The organism is Streptomyces sp. NPDC048560 (assembly GCF_040650955.1).
Classification (GTDB): Bacteria; Actinomycetota; Actinomycetes; order Streptomycetales; family Streptomycetaceae; genus Streptomyces.
On sequence record NZ_JBEZIJ010000004.1, the window covers coordinates 157,048 to 177,526 of the forward strand.

Annotated in this window: 19 protein-coding genes and 6 tRNA genes; 9 read left to right on the top strand and 16 right to left on the bottom strand. The window is 70.9% G+C overall.

Features of this window, described 5'->3' with window-relative positions; translation table 11 throughout:
* Positions 1-58: 58 nt before the first annotated feature.
* The gene (locus tag AB0C82_RS13495) at positions 59-2,512 is read left to right on the top strand and encodes a hypothetical protein (protein ID WP_362840971.1); all 2,454 of its coding nucleotides are present in this window, start codon (positions 59-61) and stop codon (positions 2,510-2,512) included.
* Between the two features lie 28 nt (positions 2,513-2,540).
* Here the strand turns inward: AB0C82_RS13495 and AB0C82_RS13500 are convergent, their stop codons facing one another.
* The 7 genes from AB0C82_RS13500 to AB0C82_RS13530 all read right to left on the bottom strand — a co-directional run bounded on the left by AB0C82_RS13500 (position 2,541) and on the right by AB0C82_RS13530 (position 10,047).
* The gene (locus AB0C82_RS13500) at positions 2,541-5,297 is read right to left on the bottom strand and encodes a Tat pathway signal sequence domain protein (RefSeq protein ID WP_362840225.1); all 2,757 of its coding nucleotides are present in this window, start codon (positions 5,295-5,297) and stop codon (positions 2,541-2,543) included.
* Positions 5,298-5,377: 80 nt separating this feature from the next.
* Positions 5,378-5,974: a hypothetical protein gene (locus AB0C82_RS13505; RefSeq protein WP_362840228.1), complete on the bottom strand. Its 597-nt coding sequence runs from the start codon at positions 5,972-5,974 to the stop codon at positions 5,378-5,380.
* 8 nt (positions 5,975-5,982) lie between these two features.
* Complete coding sequence (locus AB0C82_RS13510) at positions 5,983-6,843, bottom strand: carbohydrate ABC transporter permease (protein ID WP_362840231.1); 861 nt, start codon at positions 6,841-6,843, stop codon at positions 5,983-5,985.
* Positions 6,840-7,787: a sugar ABC transporter permease gene (locus AB0C82_RS13515; protein ID WP_362840974.1), complete on the bottom strand. Its 948-nt coding sequence runs from the start codon at positions 7,785-7,787 to the stop codon at positions 6,840-6,842. Before AB0C82_RS13515 ends, AB0C82_RS13510 begins: the two co-directional genes overlap by 4 nt.
* A gap of 41 nt (positions 7,788-7,828) precedes the next feature.
* Positions 7,829-9,100 (bottom strand): extracellular solute-binding protein, encoded by a 1,272-nt coding sequence (locus AB0C82_RS13520; RefSeq protein ID WP_362840234.1) that lies wholly within the window; start codon positions 9,098-9,100, stop codon positions 7,829-7,831.
* Between the two features lie 359 nt (positions 9,101-9,459).
* A tRNA-Val gene (locus tag AB0C82_RS13525) sits at positions 9,460-9,531 on the bottom strand.
* A 63-nt stretch (positions 9,532-9,594) separates the two neighbouring features.
* Positions 9,595-10,047 (bottom strand): TIGR02611 family protein, encoded by a 453-nt coding sequence (locus AB0C82_RS13530; RefSeq protein WP_362840237.1) that lies wholly within the window; start codon positions 10,045-10,047, stop codon positions 9,595-9,597.
* 189 nt (positions 10,048-10,236) lie between these two features.
* Here AB0C82_RS13530 and AB0C82_RS13535 point away from each other — a divergent pair, with 189 nt between their 5' ends.
* Both AB0C82_RS13535 and AB0C82_RS13540 read left to right on the top strand, forming a co-directional pair.
* Entirely contained in the window at positions 10,237-10,650 is a 414-nt protein-coding gene (locus AB0C82_RS13535; protein ID WP_003959770.1) for an SsgA family sporulation/cell division regulator, read from the top strand.
* Positions 10,651-11,010: 360 nt separating this feature from the next.
* Positions 11,011-11,583, top strand: a complete 573-nt coding sequence (locus AB0C82_RS13540) for a CGNR zinc finger domain-containing protein (protein ID WP_362840240.1) — start codon at positions 11,011-11,013, stop codon at positions 11,581-11,583.
* Positions 11,584-11,674: 91 nt separating this feature from the next.
* On the opposite strand, the gene AB0C82_RS13545 is transcribed toward AB0C82_RS13540, so the two are convergent.
* The 4 genes from AB0C82_RS13545 to AB0C82_RS13560 all read right to left on the bottom strand — a co-directional run bounded on the left by AB0C82_RS13545 (position 11,675) and on the right by AB0C82_RS13560 (position 14,820).
* Positions 11,675-11,830 carry a hypothetical protein gene (locus AB0C82_RS13545; protein WP_362840243.1) on the bottom strand — a complete coding sequence of 52 codons (156 nt, stop codon included), beginning with the start codon at positions 11,828-11,830 and terminating at the stop codon, positions 11,675-11,677.
* Between the two features lie 159 nt (positions 11,831-11,989).
* Positions 11,990-12,961: an acetylxylan esterase gene (locus AB0C82_RS13550; RefSeq protein ID WP_362840246.1), complete on the bottom strand. Its 972-nt coding sequence runs from the start codon at positions 12,959-12,961 to the stop codon at positions 11,990-11,992.
* A gap of 111 nt (positions 12,962-13,072) precedes the next feature.
* Complete coding sequence (locus AB0C82_RS13555; RefSeq protein ID WP_362840249.1) at positions 13,073-14,089, bottom strand: LacI family DNA-binding transcriptional regulator; 1,017 nt, start codon at positions 14,087-14,089, stop codon at positions 13,073-13,075.
* Positions 14,090-14,370: 281 nt separating this feature from the next.
* On the bottom strand, positions 14,371-14,820 hold the full coding sequence (locus AB0C82_RS13560) for a hypothetical protein (RefSeq protein ID WP_362840252.1): 450 nt from the start codon (positions 14,818-14,820) through the stop codon (positions 14,371-14,373).
* A gap of 153 nt (positions 14,821-14,973) precedes the next feature.
* Between AB0C82_RS13560 and AB0C82_RS13565 the strand changes: the two genes are divergently transcribed.
* Positions 14,974-15,489, top strand: coding sequence for a DsbA family protein (locus tag AB0C82_RS13565; RefSeq protein ID WP_362840255.1), 516 nt, complete (start codon positions 14,974-14,976; stop codon positions 15,487-15,489).
* A 12-nt stretch (positions 15,490-15,501) separates the two neighbouring features.
* Here the strand turns inward: AB0C82_RS13565 and AB0C82_RS13570 are convergent, their stop codons facing one another.
* Genes AB0C82_RS13570 through AB0C82_RS13580 form a run of 3 tightly spaced genes read right to left on the bottom strand, consistent with a single transcriptional unit; the run spans position 15,502 to position 18,252 of the window.
* Entirely contained in the window at positions 15,502-16,338 is an 837-nt protein-coding gene (locus AB0C82_RS13570) for a GNAT family N-acetyltransferase (RefSeq protein ID WP_362840258.1), read from the bottom strand.
* A gap of 58 nt (positions 16,339-16,396) precedes the next feature.
* Positions 16,397-17,218: an aminodeoxychorismate lyase gene (locus tag AB0C82_RS13575; RefSeq protein WP_362840261.1), complete on the bottom strand. Its 822-nt coding sequence runs from the start codon at positions 17,216-17,218 to the stop codon at positions 16,397-16,399.
* Positions 17,215-18,252, bottom strand: coding sequence for a chorismate-binding protein (locus AB0C82_RS13580; RefSeq protein WP_362840977.1), 1,038 nt, complete (start codon positions 18,250-18,252; stop codon positions 17,215-17,217). Before AB0C82_RS13580 ends, AB0C82_RS13575 begins: the two co-directional genes overlap by 4 nt.
* Before the next feature lie 163 nt (positions 18,253-18,415).
* Here AB0C82_RS13580 and AB0C82_RS13585 point away from each other — a divergent pair.
* The 5 genes from AB0C82_RS13585 to AB0C82_RS13605 all read left to right on the top strand — a co-directional run bounded on the left by AB0C82_RS13585 (position 18,416) and on the right by AB0C82_RS13605 (position 18,858).
* Positions 18,416-18,488, top strand: a tRNA-Gly gene (locus AB0C82_RS13585).
* A 37-nt stretch (positions 18,489-18,525) separates the two neighbouring features.
* Positions 18,526-18,599: transfer RNA gene (locus AB0C82_RS13590), tRNA-Cys, on the top strand.
* Between the two features lies 1 nt (position 18,600).
* Positions 18,601-18,672 (top strand) — tRNA-Val (locus AB0C82_RS13595).
* Positions 18,673-18,691: 19 nt separating this feature from the next.
* A tRNA-Val gene (locus tag AB0C82_RS13600) sits at positions 18,692-18,763 on the top strand.
* Between the two features lie 23 nt (positions 18,764-18,786).
* Positions 18,787-18,858, top strand: a tRNA-Val gene (locus AB0C82_RS13605).
* A gap of 117 nt (positions 18,859-18,975) precedes the next feature.
* On the opposite strand, the gene AB0C82_RS13610 is transcribed toward AB0C82_RS13605, so the two are convergent.
* On the bottom strand, positions 18,976-19,275 hold the full coding sequence (locus AB0C82_RS13610) for a zf-TFIIB domain-containing protein (RefSeq protein WP_362840264.1): 300 nt from the start codon (positions 19,273-19,275) through the stop codon (positions 18,976-18,978).
* A 65-nt stretch (positions 19,276-19,340) separates the two neighbouring features.
* Positions 19,341-20,471, bottom strand: coding sequence for an aminoglycoside phosphotransferase family protein (locus AB0C82_RS13615; protein ID WP_362840267.1), 1,131 nt, complete (start codon positions 20,469-20,471; stop codon positions 19,341-19,343).
* Between the last annotated feature and the right edge of the window lie 8 nt (positions 20,472-20,479).

A 20,479-nucleotide genomic window follows, 5' to 3' on the forward strand; every position in this document is an offset into this window, starting at 1 on the left:
TAAAATCTGAGTATCCGCGCGCATGTACGAGCGTGTGGTGGGCGCCACACTCGCGTACATGGAACATGTGCCGCCACCCGCCGAGGAACTGGCGCTCCTCGACCGCGAACTGACACAGCTGGACGCCCGACGGGTCCAGCTGATGAACCGGCGCGCCTGGCTGCTGACAGTGCTGCAGCAGCAGGCAGCGCCGCTCCCGCCCTTCCCGCCGCGCCCTCCGGCGCAGCCGTCCGGCCCGGGGGGTCCGGGCCGGACGGCTCCGCCGCGCAGCGCACAGAATGTGCTGCTCTCGCTCGGTGGTCTGCTGCTGATCATCGCCGCGATCGCGTTCACCCTGGTCAGTTGGGGCGCCATGGGGATCGGCGGCCGTTCCGCCGTACTCACCGCCGTGACGGTCGGCGCCCTGGTGGCGCCGGCCGTCCTGCTGAAGCGCGGGCTGTCCTCGACGGCCGAGTCGCTGGCCGCGCTGGCCCTCGTGCTGACGGTGCTCGACGCGTACGCGACACACGCGGTGGCGGCCCCCGACGCGGACGGGCTCGTGTTCGCAGCCGTCGCCTCGGCGGTGCTCGCCGCGGGCTGGGCGGCGTACGGGCTCGCGCTGGGCGGGCTTCGGCTGCCGTTGCCCGCGGCCGTGGTGGCCGGACAGCTGCCGCTGCTGCTGGCGGCGTGGGCGGCCGGTGCATCGGCACTCGGCTTCGGATGGGCTCTGCTGGTGACCGCTGCCGCGGACACCGCGCTCGTGCTGTGGGGCAAGGGCCGCGGGGTGAGGGTCACGGCGGGCGTGGGCGTGGTGGCGACCGGGTCGATCGCACTGCTGGTGGGTCTGGTGATGTCGGTGTCGGCCGACGGACCGCTGTCGGCCCTCCGGGCCGGGCTGCTGCTGCTCGCGGGTGCCGCGGTGGCGCTGTTCGGGGCATGGCGGGCACGGAAGGAGTTCGCGCTGGTCGCGGGCGCCCTGTCGGGGCTGGCCGCGGTGGCCGCGGTGGGCGGTGTGCTGCGGACCGCGGTGCCGCCGCACTGGTCGGTCGTGGCGTATCTGGGATGCGCTCTGGTGCTCCTTGCCGCACTGAGGGCCCGGGTCGCGCGTCCCGCCGAGCAGGGTGTGCTGGCCGCCGCCGGAGTGGTGGTGGCGGGTTCGGTGCTCGTCGCTCTGCCCCCTCCGGCCGCGACACTGCTGGGTCCGCTGTCGCGGCTCAGGGACATCTGGTCGGGCGCTCCTGACGGTGTCCGGGAGGCGATGGGCCTTTCGGTGCCGTGGTCGGGCATGGCGGCTTCGCCGGTGGTGCTCGGGATCGTGGCGGGTGTGCTGTTCGTGGCGCACCGGTCCGGGCCCGCGGGTGCGCCGGGGGCGCCGGTCACGGCCGGTTCGGGGTGGCGTGGCGGAGCGGCGGCCGGCGCGCTCTGTCTCGGCTGGGGTGCGCTGCTGGTGCTGCCTGCCGCGCTGGACGCCCCGTACGTCGCCGCGGTGGTCGTGCAGGTGGTGCTGGTGGCGGGGCTGCTGCTGGTGGCGGTCCGTGGTCTGTCGGGGGCGCCGGCCGCCTCGCTGTCCGGAGTGACGGTGACCGCGCTGGTGTGCGCGTCGGCCGGGGCGGCATCGGCCGGGATGCTGGCGCTGGCCTCGGAGGCTGCCACGTACGCGGTGTTCGTGGTGCTGCTGGGCCTGTTCACGGGTGCGGCGGTCCGGTCGCGGGTGGCTGCACCGCGCGCGGCGCTCGCCTGCGGAGCGGTGCTGTGCGGGATCGTGCTGGCCTCGGCGGTCGCCACGTCGCTGGGCCTGTCCGCCCACGAGGGTGCGCCGGTCCTGCTGGTCGTCCCCACGGTGACCGTGCTGCTGGGGTTCCGGCTGCGGGGTGGCCCGGTGGTGCCGGCGGTCGAGCTGACGGGGGCCTCGGCCGCGGTGCTCGCGGTGGCGATGGCGGCGTCGGACGCGCCTTTCCTGGCTCTGGTGCTGGCGTTGTGCGGGGTGCTGGCCGCGGGTACGGCGGTGCGCCCCGAGCGCAGGCGGGCCGCCGGGTATCTGTCGGCCGTCCTGTTCGTGGCGGCGATGTGGGTGCGGCTGGCCGCGTCCGGGGTATCGGTCCCGGAGGCGTACACGCTGCCGGTGACGGTGCCCGCCCTGGTGGTGGGCGTGCTGAGGCGGCGCCGTGATCCGGCGGCTTCCTCGTGGACGGCGTACGGACCGGGTCTGGCTGCGACGCTGGTGCCGAGTCTGTTCGCCGCGTGGGCGGACACGGAGTGGGTGCGGCCGTTGCTGCTGGGAGTGGCCGCACTGGTGATCACCCTGCTGGGTGCGCGGCTCCGCCTCCAGGCGCTGCTGCTCCTGGGCGGTGCGGTGCTGGCGCTGGTCGCGCTGCACGAGCTGGCGCCCTACGTGGTGCAGGTGGCGGGGGCACTGCCCCGCTGGCTGCCGCCGGCGCTGGCCGGGGCGCTGCTCCTGGTGGTGGGGGCGACGTACGAGCAGCGGCTGCGCGATGCGCGGCGGCTCAGGGACGCCCTGGGCCGGATGCGGTGACGCGCCCGGGCCCAGGGATCCCGGGGCGTCACGACGGCAGACGGTCGCCGAGGAGGGCGAGGTTCTCGATGGCGGCGATTCCGTACAGGGCGGTGTCGTTGGTGTAGACCCAGCCGGCCTCGCTGCCGGGCACGGTGGTGACGGGGCCGGTCAGCTTCTCGGTCTTCCAGGGGGCGGATTCACGGTATCCGTCGCTGTTGTAGAACTTCTCCCAGGCACGGGCGGCGAGTTTCTCGTCGCCCGTCTGCACGGCGGCGTACGCGTCGAGGCGTGAGTGTCCCTGGAAGAGGAGCAGGGAGCCGAAGTTGGAGCCGTAGCGTGCGGCCTGCTCCGCCTTGGTGGCGTTGAAGTACCGGCAGTAGTCGAGGTAGGCGCTCTTGAACTCCGGCATGTCCACGAGGTCGATGAGTTCGGCGCACAGTTCGTTCAGGCCGAAGACCGCCGAGAGGTGCGAGACGCTCACGGCGGGCTTCTCGGCGATGGCGAACCTGCCGGTGTCGAGGTCGTACAGGCCGGTGCCCTGGACGAATCCGTTGGGCTGGGCCGCGATGGTCTCCATGGTGGCGAGGACCCTGGCCCTGGCCTTGTCGGCCTGCGGGCCGCCGCGTTCCCATTCGGTGAGCCAGGCCGAGACCAGTCCGCTCCAGTCGGTTCCGAAGCCCACGGAGAGGGCGTGCCGGTCCTGGGTGTAGGGCTCGGTGCGGATCTTGCGGATCGGGTCCAGGATGAGGAAGGTCTCGTCGGAGTCGACGTTGGCCCGCATCAGGTCGCCCACGCGTTCGTCCGCGGTGAGGAAGTAGTAGACGCGCCGGTAGGTGGTGTTGGCGATGCGCTGCTGCTTGGCACTGTCGGCGTAGTGCTGGATGCCGTGGCGGGTGCCGAGTCCGGCCCACCGGCCGAGGTGGTAGACGTCCACCTCTCCGGTGTGGCGGGTCATCGCCTCGGCGAAGCGGAAGATGTCGGCGCGGCCGGAACGCAGGTAGGCGTACCAGAGCCAGAGGTCGGGCGAGAGCTCGGAGTTGTCCCAGGCGTAGCCGCCGACGTCGTAGCGCCACTGGTGGCGGACCGGGTCGTAGGAGTGCATGACGTCGCCGTAGTCCCAGAAGCCGTACCAGCGCCGCATGTCGACCTGGTCCTTGTAGTACGTGAAGAGGAAGTCGAGGTGGTCCTCGATCTTCGTCCTGGCGGGCGTGGAGCGGTCCACCGGGGAGAAGAGGCCGCCGAAGACCTTGGCGTCGATGAGCTGGGACGGCGGGGCGGCGAGCTGGGGCAGGGTGCGGACGGCCTGGGTCTCCCGGCCGAGCGCTTCGGCGCCGGGGGTGGAGTCGTGGGCCCAGAAGAGGAGTTCACTGGTACGGGCGATGCCGTACGGGGTCCCGAAGCCGGGCTCGTAGTCCTCGTAGGTGATGTTGAGGCCTTCGAGCTGTTCGGCGTACGTGTCCTGGCCGAGGCCGTCGTGGTAGAAGCGCAGGTCCATCGGTTCGGCCTCGGGAGACCACAGCCAGAGGGTGACTTCGGCGGCGTCGGTGTGGGCGTCCCGGATGTCGAGCTGGGCGGGGTGCTTCTCCCAGAAGTCCCGCAGCCCGAAGGAGAGTCCGCCGCTCGGACCGCCGACGTATCCGAATCCCGAGGCGCGCCGGCCGCCGCCCGCGGGGATCCAGCCGTGGCCCTTCTTCGTGCGCTTGCGCAGTGAGAAGCCGTCCGCGGAGAGCTGGCTGAGGGTGTAGTCGCCCCAGGTGGGGATGAGGTGGAGGCGGCTGGTGACGCGCTGGTCCCAGGTTGCCGGGTCGGGGAGCTTCGTACCTTCGAACTGGGCGGCCTGGACGGCGGCGCCCGGGTCCCGGCGGAGTCCCGTGATGCCCTTGACGGCCTCGCGGAGCATTCCGTTCTCGTCGCCGCCGATGCGGATGTGCCGGTCGTACGCCTCGTCGCGCATCGGAACGGTGAACCGGACTCCGAGGCCGCGGATGAAGTCGCCGTCGGCCTTTCCTGGTTCCTGGGTGCCGTCGAAGGTGATGGTGTGCACCATGCGGAAGGATTCCGCGCCCGCGTAGAAGTAGAGGCGTACGGAGAAGGGGAGCCAGGAGCGGCTGCCTCTGCGGTGTCTGCCCTCGACGCGGACGACGGCGCGGACGGGGCCGCTCTGCTCGACCTCGGTCCGGGTGATGGCGCTCTCGAAGCGCTCGTACTTCTCCTGGCCCTGGTCGCCGTCCGCCAGCTCGCCCTGGCGGATCAGGACGAGCTTGCCGTCCTTGGCGATCTCGGTGGAGCCGCGGGTGACCGAGGAGATGAGGTGGGCGCCGCTCCTCCCGATCCTGGCGGAGATCACGCCGGTCGAGACGGTGATGGTGGAGCCGGTGCTCCTGACGCCGACCTGATGGGCCGGAGCGGCGGGCTCACCGGTGGTCAGGGTGAACTTCCGGCCGGCCGCCGCCTCGGGACCGACGGCGTGGGCCGTCCACTTGAGGGAGCCGTCGGGCCAGGTGGCGGTGGCCCAGGTCTGGACGGGGATGTCCTTGCCGTCGGCGGTGGCCAGCGCGAACCTCTGATCGGCGGGGAACCGCCCCTTGGCCCAGGGCACACCGAAGGTGGAGCCGGGGGCCGCCCCGAGCCCGGCCTCCTCCAGCCAGCCGATCTCGACGGGGCCCTGCGCGGTCTCACCCGCCGCGGCGGTTCCCGCGGCGGCGGCCGGCTGGGCGGTGCCGTTCAGCACCCAGGGCAGGGAGGTCGCCGCGCCGGTGACGGCAGCGGCCTTGAGCACGGTACGACGAGGGATCGGGGACATCACGACTCCAGTTCGATCAGAAAGTGGACATGCCGGATCGCGCGTTGGTACGGGGTGGGTGAGTCCGGGGAACGGGCCGGTCAGCGGCGGTCGACGGCGACGGCCGCCGCCGCGAGCGCGCCGAGGGCGGGGGCGGCGAGCGGCGGTACCTGCCAGGCGGTCAGGGCCACGGCGACGAACCCGCCGACGAGCAGCAGCGAACCGGCCGGGTCCGTCAGGGTCCGGCGGGCCGCCGTCCGGACGAGGGGTGCCCAGTCCACGGTGCCGGGCCGCCAGGCGGCGGCCACGCGCAGGGCCGCGACGGCGAGTGCGAGCAGGCCGAGCACGCTGACGGCGGCGAGCGGTCTGCCGCCGGGCAGCACACCGGATCTGGCGACCTGCCAGTCGAAGGCGAGCAGGGCGAGCGCCACCCACCACAGCAGGGCCGCCCGCCGGCCGGTGCGTACGGCCTCCCGCAGATCGGCGGTGAACTCCCGCAGCCCGCCGCGCCGGCCTTCGAGCTGCCGGCGCAGGTGGGCGCAGCCGGCCGCGCACGCGGGCAGCAGGGTGATCAGCGGCAGCGCGGCGACGGTGATCCACACCCCGGTGAGCAGGCACTCGGCGAAGAGCGCGAAGCGTGCGAACTTCTCCGGGCGCTCCGCGCCGCGTACCGGGTGCCCGGCGGACCGTACGGCCATGGCGTTCCTCAGCCCTTCAGTCCGGAGGTGGCCGCGCCCTCGACGAGGTAGCGCTGGAAGGCGAGGAAGAAGGCGAGCACCGGCAGGAGCGCCAGGAGGGACATGGCGATCATTCCGCCGTAGTCCGCAGCGCTGTCCTGGTCGATGAACATCTTGAGGCCCATGGAGACGGGGTACTTCTCGGGTTCGTTGAGATAGAGGAGGGGACCGAGGAAGTCGTTCCATGACCAGATGAAGGTGAAGATCGCGCTGGTGATCAGGGCGGGCCGGCAGAGCGGCAGCATGATGTGCCAGTAGATCCGGGGGTGTCCGCAGCCGTCGAGCCGTGCGGCCTCGTCGAGTTCGCGGGGCAGGTTACGCATGAACTGCATCATCAGGAAGACGAAGAAGGCGTCCGTCGCCAGATACCTGCCGAGCAGCAACGGCACGTAGGTGTTGATGAGTTCCATCTTCTGGAACAGAACGTACTGCGGAATGATCAGCACGTGGTACGGCAGCAGCAGCGTGCCGATCATCAGCGAGAAGACCACGTTGCGCCCGCGGAAGTTGATCCGGGCGAAGGCGTAGGCCGCCAGCGAACACGAGATCAGTACGCCGATGACCGAACCGAAGGCCAGCACGAGCGAGTTGACGAAGAACGTCGAGACCGGGATGTCGGCGATGCCGTCGGCGAGGCGTTCGTAGTGGGTGAACACCGGCTCCGTCGGGAAGAGTTCGAGTCCGCCGACGATCTCCTCGTTGGGCTTCAGCGAACCCCCGATCACCCAGAACAGTGGATACAGGACCACCACGAGCACGGCGAGCGCCCCGATGTGCCAGAGGCCCGAGCGCATTCCGCGCCGCCGCCCCGGGTGGATGAGCGCGCTCATCGGGCGTCCTCCTCGTAGTGCACCCAGCGGCGCTGGGACCAGAACAGCACGGCCGTGACCAGGCCGACGGTGATCAGCAGCATCCACGCCATCGCGGAGGCGTAACCCATCCGGAGGTTGGTCCAGCCCTGTTCGTACAGGTAGCAGGTGTAGACGAGCCCGGCGTCGGCCGGACCGCACTTGCTGTTGGTGACGACGTAGGCGGAGGCGAAGATCTGGAAGGAGTGGATGGTCTCCAGGAGCAGGTTGAAGAAGAGCACCGGCGAGATCATCGGCAGGGTGATGGAACGGAAGCGACGCCAGGCCCCCGCCCCGTCCACCTCCGCCGCCTCGTACAGCTCGCGCGGCACCTGCTTCAGTCCGGCCAGGAAGATGACCATGGGGGCGCCGAACTGCCAGACGGTGAGTGCGACCAGCGCGTAGATCACCATGTCCGGGTCGCCGATCCAGCCGCCGACGTCGACACCGAAGATCTTCTGGGTACGGTCCACGATCGCGTCGTCGGAGAAGAGTGCCCGCCACACGATGGCGATGGAGACGCTCGCGCCGACGAGGGAGGGCGCGTAGAACGCGGCCCGGTAGAAGCCCTGCCCGCGCCGCTTCTTGGTGAGCAGCAGGGCCACGCCCAGGGCCGCCGCCAGTTTCAGCGGGGTGCCGACGACCACGTACGAGGTGGTGACCTCGACGGACTTCTGCCAGCGGGGGTCACCGAACATCTCGGTGAAGTTGTCCAGTCCGACCCACTGCGGAGTGTCGAACAGGTTGTAGTCGGTGAAGGCCAGGTAGAGCGAGGCGAGCATGGGGCCGGCGGTGAGGAGGAGGAAGCCGGCGATCCAGGGGGACATGAACAGATAGCCGGCGAGGGTCTCCCCGCGGGCCCGCCGCCGCGCGGCGGCGGGCCGTCGTCCGGACTTCCTGGGCTGCTCGGAGCTCTCGTCCCGCATCGGGGGCGCGGGGGCCTGGAGGTCAGTCATTGCCGTTCCCATCAGGAGCCGAGTGCCGTCTTCGCCTCGGTGAAGAACTGCTTCACGCCGTCGTCGACGGACGTCGTGCCCATGACGACGTCGGTGGCGATGCGGAGGAACGCGGCCTCCGCGATGTCGGCGCCCGCGGGGTGCGGAGTGATCGGCTCGACGTTGTCGGCGACCTTCCTCTCGTACTCGGCGATCTGCGCGGAGACACCCACGGGCTCGTACGCCTCGAACTGTTCGTTCGTCGCGAGCACGCCCCGGTCGTAGCCCATGATCTTGCCGACCTCGGGGTCATGGACCATGAAGTCGATGAACTGGGCGACTTCCTCGGGGTGCTTCGTACGGGCCGAGCCGCTGAGCATCAGGGAGGAGATGTACTGGCCGGTGCGCTTGCCGTCCGTCGTGGGGACCGGGGCGAGGGCGAGGGGGACCTTGGTCTCGGAGGTGTACCTGACCAGGAAGTTGTCCCAGGTGAACTCGCCCGCGGAGAGGTCCTTGGAGAGGGCGGACGTGGGCTTGGCCTGCTCGGCCTTCTTCGGGTCGGTGTACAGCCCGGCCTTGGTCCGGTCGTGGTGTTCGGTCCACCAGTCCTTGAGGTCGGCCTCGGTGAAGCCGAGCCCGTCCTCGGTGAAGAACGCCTTGTCCTGCTGGCGGAGCACCAGGTCGTAGAGGTACATGATGCCGCCGTGGCCGCTGTCCCCCGCGAGCTTGCCGCCCTCGCTGATCTTCTTGATGGTGGCGTTGTACTGGTCCCAGGTCCAGCCCTCCGCGGGAGTCACGCCCACCTTCTCGTACTCGGCGGGGTTGTAGACGAGGGCGAAGGTGTTGCCGCCCACGGGGACGCCCAGGAGCTTGCCCTCGACGTCACCGGCCTTCTCCAGGCCGGCCCGGAAGTTCTCCATGCTGAGGTTGCCCGCCTTGACCTGGGCGTTCAGGTCGAGCAGTACGCGCTTGTCGTCGTACTTGCGCAGGAAGGCCACGGAGTTCTGGAAGACGTCGGGGGCGTTGCCCGCGGACGCCTGGGTGTTGAACTTCTTCCAGAAGGCCTCGTAGTCCTGGAAGTCGGTCTTGACGTCGATGTCCGGGTTCTTCTTCTCGAACAGCGCGATCGTCTTGTTGATCATCTCGGCCCGCTCCTGGCCGCCCCACCAGGAGTAGCGGATCTCGACCTTTCCACCGGCCCCCGCTTCCCCACCGTCGCCGCCGCAGCCCGAGGCCAACAGCCCCAGAACCGCCATGGACACACCGGCCGCACACAGCCTCTGGGCACTCCGTCGTGACCTCATGACATACCCCTTCCGGGCAGGCTGCACCCGCTGCCGCGGTCGATTGAATCGTTTTAGAAAGCGCTTGCTGGGACAAGCTAAGGACCCGATGCCGCGACGTCAACGGTTGAGACGGAATCGCTTGAAGCGCTTCGACGGAACACGGGAGTGAGCGCGACGCAACAACGCAGGTGGGAGGGGTCGGCACGCCCACGGGAAGACTCCCCGGGAAGACGCCGAGGGGCACCGCGGGCAAGAGGGCCGCCGCTCGGCGGCCCGGCCCCGGGGAACGGCGGAGGCCCGTGAGTCTTTTCAATCTCACGACCCCTGGAACGCCAGAGGCCCGTGAGACTTCTCAGTCTCACGGGCCTCTGTCCGGGTGGGCGATACTGGGTTCGAACCAGTGACCTCTTCGGTGTGAACGAAGCGCTCTCCCACTGAGCTAATCGCCCGGGCGCATCGCAAACATTACCCCATGTCAGCGGCGCTCCGGGACCATCCCGGGAGACCTCAGGTCACTGGGCGATCTTCCACGGCATCGTGATCCCGAACTTCCAGACGTACACCGCGACCAGGACCGCGATGATCACGAGCCCGATGGTGGTGAGGATGATGTTGCGCCGCCGCACCTTGGGGTCGAGTGCCTTCTGCGCTGCCTCCGTGACCTTGACCCGGGTCCAGCGGAGCACCAGCTGCGCCCAGACGAACTCGGTCGCCCAGATCGCCATGCCACCGAAGATCACGAGCCAGCCGGGGCCCGGCAGCGGCAGCATGACGACGCCGGCGGCCACCACGGCCAGCCCGACGACGAACACACCGACCTGCCAGCTCACGTGCAGGGGCCTCGACGACTTGATGAAGGCCGGCGCCCGCGATCCCAGCTCCCGCTCGGCCTTCACCGCATCCCCCGCAGCGGGCCCCGGGGCCTGTGCGGTGGCCCCACGCCGCTCGTCACTCTCCGCATTCATGGTCCCAACCTACCTGAACGGACTTCGTCACCGGAATGGCCGCATAACTCAAAGTTACACACCGCTGTACGAGGGACCCGAAGAGCCACAAATGGGTCAGAGGGGTTTACAACGCCACCGTAGGTGGCATGTCGATTTCGCCGACGTGCGAATCCCCGAGCGCACACTGAGCGAAAGGCCCTGGCGCTTATGAACACCACGGTCAGCTGCGAGCTGCACCTGCGCCTCGTTGTGTCGAGCGAGTCGTCACTGCCTGTACCTGCGGGCCTGCGGTATGACACGGCCGATCCCTATGCCGTGCACGCCACCTTCCACACCGGAGCGGAGGAGACGGTCGAATGGGTATTCGCCCGCGACCTCCTTGCCGAAGGGCTGCACAGGCCCACCGGCACCGGAGACGTCCGCGTCTGGCCATCACGTAGTCACGGTCAGGGCGTCGTCTGTATCGCGCTGAGCTCCCCAGAGGGCGAAGCCCTGCTCGAGGCGCCGGCGAGGGCCCTGGAGTCGTTCCTCAAAAGGACCGACGCCGCGGTTCCGCCGGGCACCGAGCATCGTCACTTCGATCTCGATACGGAGCTCTCACACATCCTGGCCGAGAGCTGAGCCAGGCGAGAGCTGCAGGACGCCGTCCGACTCGGGGCGACGGCGTCATGCGGACAACCTCATAGGGCAGATACCGGCGCCGTCACCGCGGAATCCACCGCGGTGACGGCGCCGGCGCACGTTTGCGGCCGCCCCGGCGCACGGCGTGGGCACGGAGCCGCCAGGTCCCGCGTCCGTACCCTCGGGCAGGCCGCCCGTGAGCCGGCCTCGGGCCCGCCGGGCGGCGCGGCGGGCCCGAGGCGGTCCAACCGGCACTTCCGGGCCCTGGGCCCGCTCCCGGGCCGGATGAGCCCTTCGTGAGCCAGTAGAGTCAGCCGCCATCGGCGGGCGCCCGCCCGCCGGATTCCAGGGGAGCCAAGCGTGCTGATCCCACACGACACCCGGATCGCCCTCGACACGGTGGTCGATCTGGTCAACACCGCGCCGGAGTCCGAGCTGCCCGCGAGTGAGCGGACCGACGGACTCGCCGACGTCGGGGCGCTGTACGACTTCGCGGAGCGGCACCGCATAAGCGGCGTCGGCGAACTCGCCGAGAAGGACCTGCGGGCCGTGCAGGACGTACGGGGCCGGTTCGCGGAGATCTTCGCGGCACCCGACGCCCGCACCGCGGCCGAGCTCGTCAACCGGCTGGTGGCCGCCGCGGGGACCACTCCGCAGCTGAGCAACCACGACGGCTACGACTGGCATGTCCACTACTTCTCCCCGGACGCGTCGATCGCCGACCATCTCGCGGCCGACTGCGGCATGGCCCTGGCGTTCATCGTCGTCGCGGGCGAGCAGGAGCGGCTGCGGCGCTGCGAGGCACCGGACTGCCGGCACGCCTTCGTCGACCTGTCCCGCAACCGCTCCCGCCGCTACTGCTCCAGCCGCACCTGCGGTAACCGGCTCCACGTCGCCGCGTACCGGGCCCGGCGCAAGGAAGCGTCCCGCTGACTCCTCCCGCCCGGGAGCCCCGGGCGCGGAGGCGCTCGACGCGGCCCGGCCGCCCCCGGCGGCGGGACGGGCCTGGACGCGGCTCCGGGGCTCACAGCAGGAAGAGATCGTGCAGCGCGGCCATCAGCAACAGGCTGCCGATCACCGTGAGGAAGATCATCAGGGGTGGCTGGGAAAGCGCGAAGAGGCAGCCACGCGGCTCTTCGACAGGGGGTGCGGGGGCTTCGCCCCGGGATGTGTCCACCATCTCGGCTTGATCATGACGCAGCGGGGCCCGCCTTGGCGATCAACACGCTTTTTCCGGAAGGGAGTTCACCCTTTCCGTGACCGGAAGGATTCGCTACGGCGTCCGATCGGCCGTCACGCTTTCGGGGCAGGTGATTCTCTGTCCCACACCCCGGTCCGCTCAGGCGAGATCGCGCAACGCGCGCAGCTGGACGCCCACTTGGACTGCGGAGCCGCCCTCGTGGTTGTTCCAGGGGTAGACCTGGACCTCCTTCGGCCCCGCCCAGTGGTTGTAGGCGGCGAACACCGTGGACGGCGGGCAGACCGTGTCCATGAGCGCCACCGAGTAGAGGGCGCGGGTACGGGCGCGCGCCGCGAAGTTCATCCCGTCGAAGTACGAGAGCGTGCGGAAGACCTGCTCGGCGGCGTCGTGCTGGGTGGAGAGGAAGCGGACGATCTCCTTGTAGGGGTCCTGGTCGGTGATCTCGACGGCTCGCCTGAAGTGGCTGAGGAAGGGAACGTCGATGAACGCGGCGGACACGTCCGGGCTCAGCGCCGCGACGGCCTGCGCGATGCCGCCGCCCTGGCTGCCGCCGTACACGACGACGCGCGCCGGATCGACGGACGGATGGGTGCGGGCGGCCTCCACGGCCCGCACGGCATCGGTGAACACACGCCGGTAGTAGTACTCGGCGGGGTCGAGGATGCCCCTGGTCATGAAGCCGGGTGACTGCGGGTTGGCGCCGCCGTGCGGGTCAGGGGTGGCGCCCGCGGTGCGGCTGTTGACGGCCCCCTGACCGCGGGTGTCGACCACGAGGACCGCCCAGCCGCCCGCAGGCCAGGTCAGATGCTCGTGGGGCAGGCCGCGGCCGCCGCCGTAACCGAGGTAGTTGACCACGCACGGGAGCGGGCCCCGGGCGCCGGCCGGGACGTTGAGCCAGGCCCGGACGCGGTGGCCGCCCCAGCCGGCGAAGGACACGTCGTAGACGTCGACCTGGCTCAACGCGGCGTCGTGGGGGTCGAATTGGGCATCGAGGGGATAGTCGGCGGACTCCTTGAGCGTGCCCTCCCAGAACGCGTCGAAGTCGTCCGGCTCCTCACGCTCGGGCCGGTAGGCGCGGAGTTGGTCCAGAGGCATGTCGAACAGGGGCACTGCGACTCCGTATCAGGGCATCGGGGCGGAGGAGGGGCGCGCGAGGATCCCGCCGGAAGTGTGAGCGCGGGGGCAGGCGTGGGGAGGTCCGAGGGGGCCGGTGTGGGGAGTTCAGCGCGGGGAGGCGCTGGAGGCACGCACGACGAGTTCCGGCTGGAGCACCACACTGCGGTGCTCGTGGGTGCCGTCGTCGTCGGCCTCCTCCAGAAGGAGTTCCGCCGCCATCCGTCCCATCACCACGGCGGGCTGACGCACCGATGTGAGCGGTACCGCCGCCGCGGCGGCGAACTCGATGTCGTCGTAGCCGACGATGGCCACGTCCTGCGGGACGCGCACCCCGGCCGCGTAGAGCGACTGCAGGACGCCGAGGGCGAGGAGGTCGTTGGCACAGAAGACGGCGGTCGGACGGGGTACGAGGCCGAGCAGCCTGGCTCCGGCGTCGCGGCCCGCCGCGACGTCCAGGCGGTCGGACGGGATCTCCACGAGGGCCTCCGGCGGGAGACCCGCCTCGGCGAGCGCGGCCAGCGCGCCCTCGCGGCGGTCCCTTATCTGGTGGAGGTCGCCGGGGCCGCTCACATAGGCGACGGAGCGGTGGCCCGCGGAGACGAGGTGCCCGACGGCGAGTGTGCCGCCGCGGACGTCGTCGACGGAGACGGCGCAGGACTCGCCTCCTGAGGACACGCGGTCCACCAGGACGAACGGGATCCGGTGGCGGGCGAACGCCTCCAGATTGCGCCCGGTGGCATCCGCCGGGGTCACCAGCACGCCGCAGACCCGCTGCTCGGCGAAGAGTCCCAGGTAGTCGGCCTCCTCGGAGGCGCTCTGGCCGCTGTTGCAGACCATGACGCCGAGTCCGGCCTGGCGTGCGGCCCTCTCGGCGCCGCGGGCCACGTCCACGAAGAACGGGTTGCCCATGTCGAGGACGAGCAGAGCCATGATTCGACTCCGGCCGGCCCTGAGCTGCCTGGCCGACTCGCTGCGTACGTATCCGAGGTCCTCGATCGCGGCCAGCACCCGGGCCCGGGTCTCCGGCAGCACCGCCTCGGGCCGGTTGATCACATTCGAGACCGTGCCCACCGAGACTCCGGCTTGCCGGGCCACGTCCTTGATCCCTGCCACACGCCCCACTTGCCCTGCCCCACTGACGCTCATGGCCGCCGCGCACGGGCGCGGGGACTCCCCCATCGTACGGACGGTGATGCCCGGTGATCCCGCATCATCGCCCGGATCCGGTGTCCCTGTCGGCATCGGTGCGCACCTTCGCGCCTCGACGCGCTTCACATCAGGGGCGCGGCACCCGCCGACCGCGGTTACCGAATGAATTGTTTCAATCCGCTCGGGACGGTAACTCCATCCCCGCGTGGCGTCCAGCGGACATGAATCGATTCATCTCCGCCTTCATGCGCGACTCAGAGGCCATGCTTCTTCAGGATGGCCTCGATGTCGCTGAAGTCGTCGCCCGGGGCGGCGGCCTGCTCCTTCTTCGGCTTCGAACGGGGACGCTCCGCCGAAGCGCCCGACGGCAGCGGGGGCGCCGACGCGGCGGGCGCGATCGCCTCGCCCTGCGATGCGCGGGCCGCCTTGCGCTCCCCCCGGGTGATGCCGCGCCGGCGCTCCACCACCCGCGTGGTCATGAACAGCAGCCAGGCCAGTCCGAGCACCCCGAAGCCGAGCCAGACGCTGGGCTTGAAGGCGATGTCGGACACCCACTCGACGACTCCGGTCATCACCAGGCCGACCGGGACGAGGGAGTAGGCGGCGATCCGGGTGGCTGTGAGGAACCGCTTGCGGTAGGCGGTGACCGCGGCGATACCCAGGCCCGCCGCCGACGCCGCGGAACAGATGGTCTCGGCAAGCATCGGGGCCTCCAAGCAAGGGGAAACGTCCCTTCCATCCTGCACCGCCGCCCGTGCCGGGGCCACGACCCGCGGCCACATCAGGGACATTTCAGGGCCGCACTCCTCCGCAGGTGCCGATTGGGAAGCTCCCTCCTGGCCTGAAAGACTGATTTCATGAGCGAAACCACACCCCCGGCACCGGTCGTCCTCGACGTCTGGTGCGACCTCCAGTGCCCCGACTGCCTCCGGGCCCTCACCGACGTACACGCCCTGCGCGCCCGGTACGGCGACCGGATCGACGTGCGGCTGCGGCACTTCCCGCTGGAGAAGAACAAGCACGCCTACGCCGCCGCACAGGCCGCCGAGGAGGCGTACGCGCAGGGCGAGCACTGGCCGTACATCGAAGCCCTGCTCGCCCGCACAGCCGATCTGTCCCGCGCGGGTGAATCCGTGCTCCTCGACGTGGCACGGGAACTCGGCCTGGACGTCGAGGAGTTCGACACCGCGCTGATCGACGGCCGGCATCTCCTGATCGTCGACGCCGACCAGGCCGAGGGCAAGGCCATCGGCGTGACCGGAACTCCGACCTATGTGATCGGCGACGAGCGGCTGGACGGCGGGAAGAACCAGGAGGGGCTCCGCGAGCGGATCGAGGAGATCACCGACCGGCTGCTCGCCGCGCGGGACTGACCGCCGGGCCGCCTAGAGCGGCTTGGCCAGGTTGTGGTTGGTCGTCTCGTAGCCGAGGGACTCGTACAGGCGGAGCGCCGGTGTGTTGGCGGCGAAGACGTGCAGTCCGAGCCGGTCCACACCGGCGGCCAGCGCCATGCCCTCCGCCTCCAGCATCAGCGCCCGGCCGTAGCCGCGCCCCCGGTACTCCTCGCGCACCTCTACGTCGTAGACCCAGCCGACCGAGGAGCCGGGGTCCTTCTCGAACCGTGCCACCCAGATGTGGCCGACCACTTCCCCGTCGTGGACCAGGACATGCAGACGCACGCCTTCCGAGGACAGTCCCTGCGGCAGCAGCCGGGCGTGGTCGGCCTCGGATTTCCGGAGAGCCTGGTCGGCGGGGACGCCGCGGCCGATCCACTCCTGGGCGTAGGCCGCGATGGCGGTGCCCTCCCACCGCGTGAACTCATCCTCGGACATCGGGCGCGCGACGAGTCCGCCGGGCAGCGCGGGAGGGGTCTGCGGCAGTGACTTGATCATGTTCCGGCTGCGCTCGGTGTAGCCGAGCGCGGCCGCGAGACGCCCGGCCGCCTCGTTGTCCGAAGGGACTTCCAGGCGGACCTGGACGCAGCCCCACCCCCGCAGCACCTCCTCGGCGGCGAGCGCCGCGATGACGCCGCGGCCCCTCCTGCGGTGCGAAGCGTCGATCCGCAGTGAGCGGAGCACCCCCGCCGTCGCCCCGAACGCCGGATCGGTGGCGATCTCGACGGCGCCGACGGGACGCCCGTTGTCACACACGTCATAAGCGCGTGCCCGTGCGCCGTCGGCGCCTTGCTTGCTCGGCCCGGTCGGCCGCAGGGTGGTGGTCATCATTGGTGTTCTATCCGCTGCGCGGCCGCCCGTCACCCTCTTTTACGGCTTTACGGCTTCACGGGTCGAGGTCGTCGCCCGCGCGCTCGTCGAAGACGCGCATGGCCTTGGCGGTCACCGGACCCGGGGCTCCCGGGAGCTCCCGGTCGTCGACCCGGTGGACGGCCTGTACGTCACGCGTGGTGGAGGTCAGGAAGATCTCCTCGGCACGGCCGAGCACCTCCGGCGACAGTTCGGCCTCCTGGGCGCCGGTCCACTCCACGGCCAGGGCTCGGGTGATGCCGGCGAGGCAGCCGGAGGTGAGCGGCGGGGTGTGGATCTGCCCGTCGATGACGACGAAGACGTTGGAGCCGGTGCCCTCGCAGAGCTGCCCCGCCGTGTTGGCGAAGAGCGCCTCGGAGGCGCCGCGCTCCCGGGCGCGGGCGAGCGCGACGACGTTCTCGGCGTACGAGGTGGTCTTGAGCCCGGCGACCGCGCTGTGTTCGTTGCGCGTCCAGGGCACGGTGATCACGGCCGTCGAGTCGGGGCGGCGGTCCACCTCACCGAGGGCGACGACGAGCCCCGGTCCGTTGTCGCCGCGGTCCGAACCGAGCGGGGAGATCCCGCCGGTGAACGTGATGCGCAGCCGGCCGAGCGGCAGGGGCGTGGCGTCGATCACCGCGCGGGCGGCGCGGCGGATCTCGTCGTGGTCCGGGTCCGGGAGGCCGAGCCCTCTGGCCGAGCGGGTCAGCCGGTCCAGGTGCCGGGTCAGGGCGAAGGGCCTGCCCTCGACGGTCTTGACCGTCTCGAAGACACCGTCCCCGACGGTGAGCCCGTGGTCGAGCACGGACACCCGTGCGCCGTCGGCGTCGCGCAGTTCGCCGTTGACCCAAATCATCATGGTGCGGTCCTTCCGGTCTCCTCGTAGGTGCCCGACGCTACAGCGAGCAGCCTGGACGCCTTCAGCTCGGTCTCGTCCCATTCGCGCTCGGGGTCGGAGCCCCAGGTGATGCCCGCTCCGGTGCCGAAGCGCAGGAGCGGTGCGGCGCCGGTGCGGTCGATCCAGAACGTCCGTATACCGACGGCGAGGCCGGCGGTGCCCCGGTCGGCGTCCACCCAGCCGATCCCTCCGCAGTACGGCCCGCGCGGCGAGGTCTCCAGGGCTTCGATGATCCGCAGCGCGCTGGACTTCGGTGCCCCCGTGACGGAGCCGGGCGGAAACGCCGCCCCCAGCAGCCCTGGCCACCCCACGCCGTCCGGCAGCTCTCCCCGCACGGTGGAGACGAGGTGGACGAGCCCGGGGTGCTTCTCGACCACGCAGAGATCGGGCACCGTGACGCTTCCGGTCGCGCAGACCCGTCCGAGGTCGTTGCGGACCAGGTCGACGATCATCACGTTTTCCGCGTAGTCCTTCTCCAGCAGATCGGACTCGGTGCGTCCCGTGCCCTTGATGGGCCCGGACTCGACGGTCCGGCCTTCGCGCTTCAGGAAGAGCTCGGGAGACGCGGTGGCTATCTCGACACCCTGCGCGGGCAGCCGGATCGTTCCCGCGTACGGAGCGGGGTTGCCGCGCGCGAGGAGCGCGGTCAGGGCGTCCACATCACTGACCGACGGGTCGGGCAGAGGCGCGGACATCACCCGGCACAGGTTGGCCTGGTACACCTCACCCGCCGCGATGTGTTCACGGATGCGCCGGACACCGGCCATGTAGGCGGCCTTGTCCAGGGACGAGGACCAGTCCCCCGCCGCGGGCCCGCGCCAGGCCCCGGGCAGGGGCGCGGGCACCTGCTCGGTCCGTACCTCGGAGAAGCGGGCGCAGACCAGACCGCCTTCGAAGTCGGCGCTGACGGCCCAGAAGCCGGAGGAGTCGAGGGCCGCGGGATCACTGGTCACATCCCGCAGACCGGAGGCGACGAGGCCGCCGAAGCGGGCCATGGGAGCGAGGTCGTACACGCTGGTGAGTCTAGGACGGCGCGCCGTGACCTGCGTCGTGACGGGTGCACGGCGGCAAGCTGCGCAAACGCGTTTTTGTACTGGCCCGGGAATCCGCTAGAGTTCAACACGTCGCCGGGACGCGCAAGCGGTCCGGGAATGACAAGCGGACGTAGCTCAGTTGGTAGAGCGCAACCTTGCCAAGGTTGAGGTCGCCAGTTCGAACCTGGTCGTCCGCTCGCAGAAAGTGAGGGATCTTCCCGAACCCTCACTCCTGGTGGAGTGGCCGAGAGGCGAGGCAACGGCCTGCAAAGCCGTCTACACGGGTTCAAATCCCGTCTCCACCTCCAAGGACGATTAGCTCAGCGGGAGAGCACTTCCCTGACACGGAAGGGGTCACTGGTTCAATCCCAGTATCGTCCACCGGTCCGCAAGGATCCCCGCGCGATTAGCTCAGCGGGAGAGCGCTTCCCTGACACGGAAGAGGTCACTGGTTCAATCCCAGTATCGCGCACGCAGTACACGCAGGGTCACCCTGCGCGATTAGCTCAGCGGGAGAGCGCTTCCCTGACACGGAAGAGGTCACTGGTTCAATCCCAGTATCGCGCACCGTCCGAAAGCCCCGGTCGTCTCGACGACCGGGGCTTTCAGTGTTCTCGGGAGTCGTACCCGGCGGGCCCGGACGCCGTGCGTCCGGGCCGTGATCCGGGCGTACCCGGCCCTGGCTCAGGAGGAGAAGAGCATCCGGCCGAAGCTCTTCTGGCGGTGGTGGCCGTAGTGCCCGCCCTGGTGCTGCGGGGCGCCCCACGCGGGAGCGTGACCACCGGCGGCGGGGTAGGCCTGCGGGGGGACCGGCGGCGCGGGAGCGGGCGGGGCCTGCTGCGACCACTGCGACTCCAGGCGGGTCAGGGACTCCAGCTCGCCGTAGTCGAGGAATATCCCGCGACATCCGCTGCACTGCTCGATCTGGACACCGTTGCGGGTGTACGTGTGCATCTGTGCGTGGCACTTGGGGCACTGCATCATCTGGTCGGCTCCTCGCCGTCGGTTACCCGTCGCCGGAATTCATGCCCGGCTGCGGTCGGTTCACCCTACGACGAGCGCTGGACGGCCAACTCGGGCGGGAGGGAGGCAATTCGGGCACATGCGTCGATCATCATCTGTTCCACCTCATCCGGACTGCGCCCCTCCGCGGCGGACTTGGCGAAGGCGAGTGCGGCGGTCTGCACGGTCAGCGCCCGCGCCGGTACATCCAGGTCGGGCCACGGGTCGCCCTCGGCACGCACGGCCGGGCCGCCCGCCCGGCGGTAGGCGTCGAGGAAGCGGTGCCAGATGTCGGGCGGCAGCAGCCCGGCCGCGTACCAGGCCGCAGGCCGCGCGAGGTCCCAGGCCGCGTCACCGAGTCCGGCGTCGTCGACGTCGATGAGCAGCCAGGGGCCGTGCGGCGCGGGGTGGCGGACCAACTGGCCCAGGTGCAGGTCCCCGTGGCAGAGGAGCCCCGCGCGGTGCGCGGGCGCGGGTGTCTCGTCGCGGGCCCAGGGGGGCAGTCGCCGCCAGGCGGCCAGTACCGCGTGGGTGGCCGGGTCACCGGGGCGGGCGGCGCACATGCGGGCGACGGCGAGAGCGGCCTTGAGGGGCCCTCGCATCGGCGGGAGGGGCAGCGGCGGCCGGGTGCCGTGGAGCCGGGCGAGGAGGACGGCCGCCTCCTCCCACGGGGCGGCGTCGGGGTCCGACGGATCGACCGGTGAGCCGTGCGGCCAGAGCGTGACCGGACGGCCTTCGAGGACCGTCTGCGAGGGGCCCGGCAGCGGGCCCGGCGGGGAGGGGGCCGTCCGCGAGGGGTCCTGCCCTGAGGGCCGATGCTCCGGCGGTTGTCCGGCGTTCGTGGGTGCGTGGTCCGCCGCCGGGCGGTGGGGCCGGTGCGGGCCGACGGGTCCCGGACCGGTCGTCGACGACGGTCCTTCGGCGCGTGGTGCGGGAAGCGGCGGGAGGAGGATGCCGGCCAGGGCGGGCGTCGCGGCCAGCGCCAGGCGGGCCGCCAGGGCCGGTCCGTCGGTGTCCGGGGCGTGGGCCTTCGCCACGATCCCGCCTCTGCGCACGACCGTGCCGTCCGCACGGTCCGCCAGCACCTGCGCCGGGGCGCAGTCGCACGCCGCGGTCCGTGGGTGGACGCCGTCGTGCGCGAGGTCGCCCAGTGCGCGTACGACCGTGGTGGTGGTCATGGACTCCC

Coding starts and splice junctions, on each gene's coding strand:
- AB0C82_RS13495 (WP_362840971.1), top strand. CDS start 59: ATGGAACATGTGCCGCCACCCGCCGAGGAACTGGCGCTCCTCGACCGC.
- AB0C82_RS13500 (WP_362840225.1), bottom strand. CDS start 5,297: ATGTCCCCGATCCCTCGTCGTACCGTGCTCAAGGCCGCTGCCGTCACC.
- AB0C82_RS13505 (WP_362840228.1), bottom strand. CDS start 5,974: ATGGCCGTACGGTCCGCCGGGCACCCGGTACGCGGCGCGGAGCGCCCG.
- AB0C82_RS13510 (WP_362840231.1), bottom strand. CDS start 6,843: ATGAGCGCGCTCATCCACCCGGGGCGGCGGCGCGGAATGCGCTCGGGC.
- AB0C82_RS13515 (WP_362840974.1), bottom strand. CDS start 7,787: ATGCGGGACGAGAGCTCCGAGCAGCCCAGGAAGTCCGGACGACGGCCC.
- AB0C82_RS13520 (WP_362840234.1), bottom strand. CDS start 9,100: ATGAGGTCACGACGGAGTGCCCAGAGGCTGTGTGCGGCCGGTGTGTCC.
- AB0C82_RS13530 (WP_362840237.1), bottom strand. CDS start 10,047: ATGAATGCGGAGAGTGACGAGCGGCGTGGGGCCACCGCACAGGCCCCG.
- AB0C82_RS13535 (WP_003959770.1), top strand. CDS start 10,237: ATGAACACCACGGTCAGCTGCGAGCTGCACCTGCGCCTCGTTGTGTCG.
- AB0C82_RS13545 (WP_362840243.1), bottom strand. CDS start 11,830: ATGGTGGACACATCCCGGGGCGAAGCCCCCGCACCCCCTGTCGAAGAG.
- AB0C82_RS13560 (WP_362840252.1), bottom strand. CDS start 14,820: ATGCTTGCCGAGACCATCTGTTCCGCGGCGTCGGCGGCGGGCCTGGGT.
- AB0C82_RS13565 (WP_362840255.1), top strand. CDS start 14,974: ATGAGCGAAACCACACCCCCGGCACCGGTCGTCCTCGACGTCTGGTGC.
- AB0C82_RS13570 (WP_362840258.1), bottom strand. CDS start 16,338: ATGACCACCACCCTGCGGCCGACCGGGCCGAGCAAGCAAGGCGCCGAC.
- AB0C82_RS13575 (WP_362840261.1), bottom strand. CDS start 17,218: ATGATGATTTGGGTCAACGGCGAACTGCGCGACGCCGACGGCGCACGG.
- AB0C82_RS13580 (WP_362840977.1), bottom strand. CDS start 18,252: ATGGCCCGCTTCGGCGGCCTCGTCGCCTCCGGTCTGCGGGATGTGACC.
- AB0C82_RS13610 (WP_362840264.1), bottom strand. CDS start 19,275: ATGATGCAGTGCCCCAAGTGCCACGCACAGATGCACACGTACACCCGC.
- AB0C82_RS13615 (WP_362840267.1), bottom strand. CDS start 20,471: ATGACCACCACCACGGTCGTACGCGCACTGGGCGACCTCGCGCACGAC.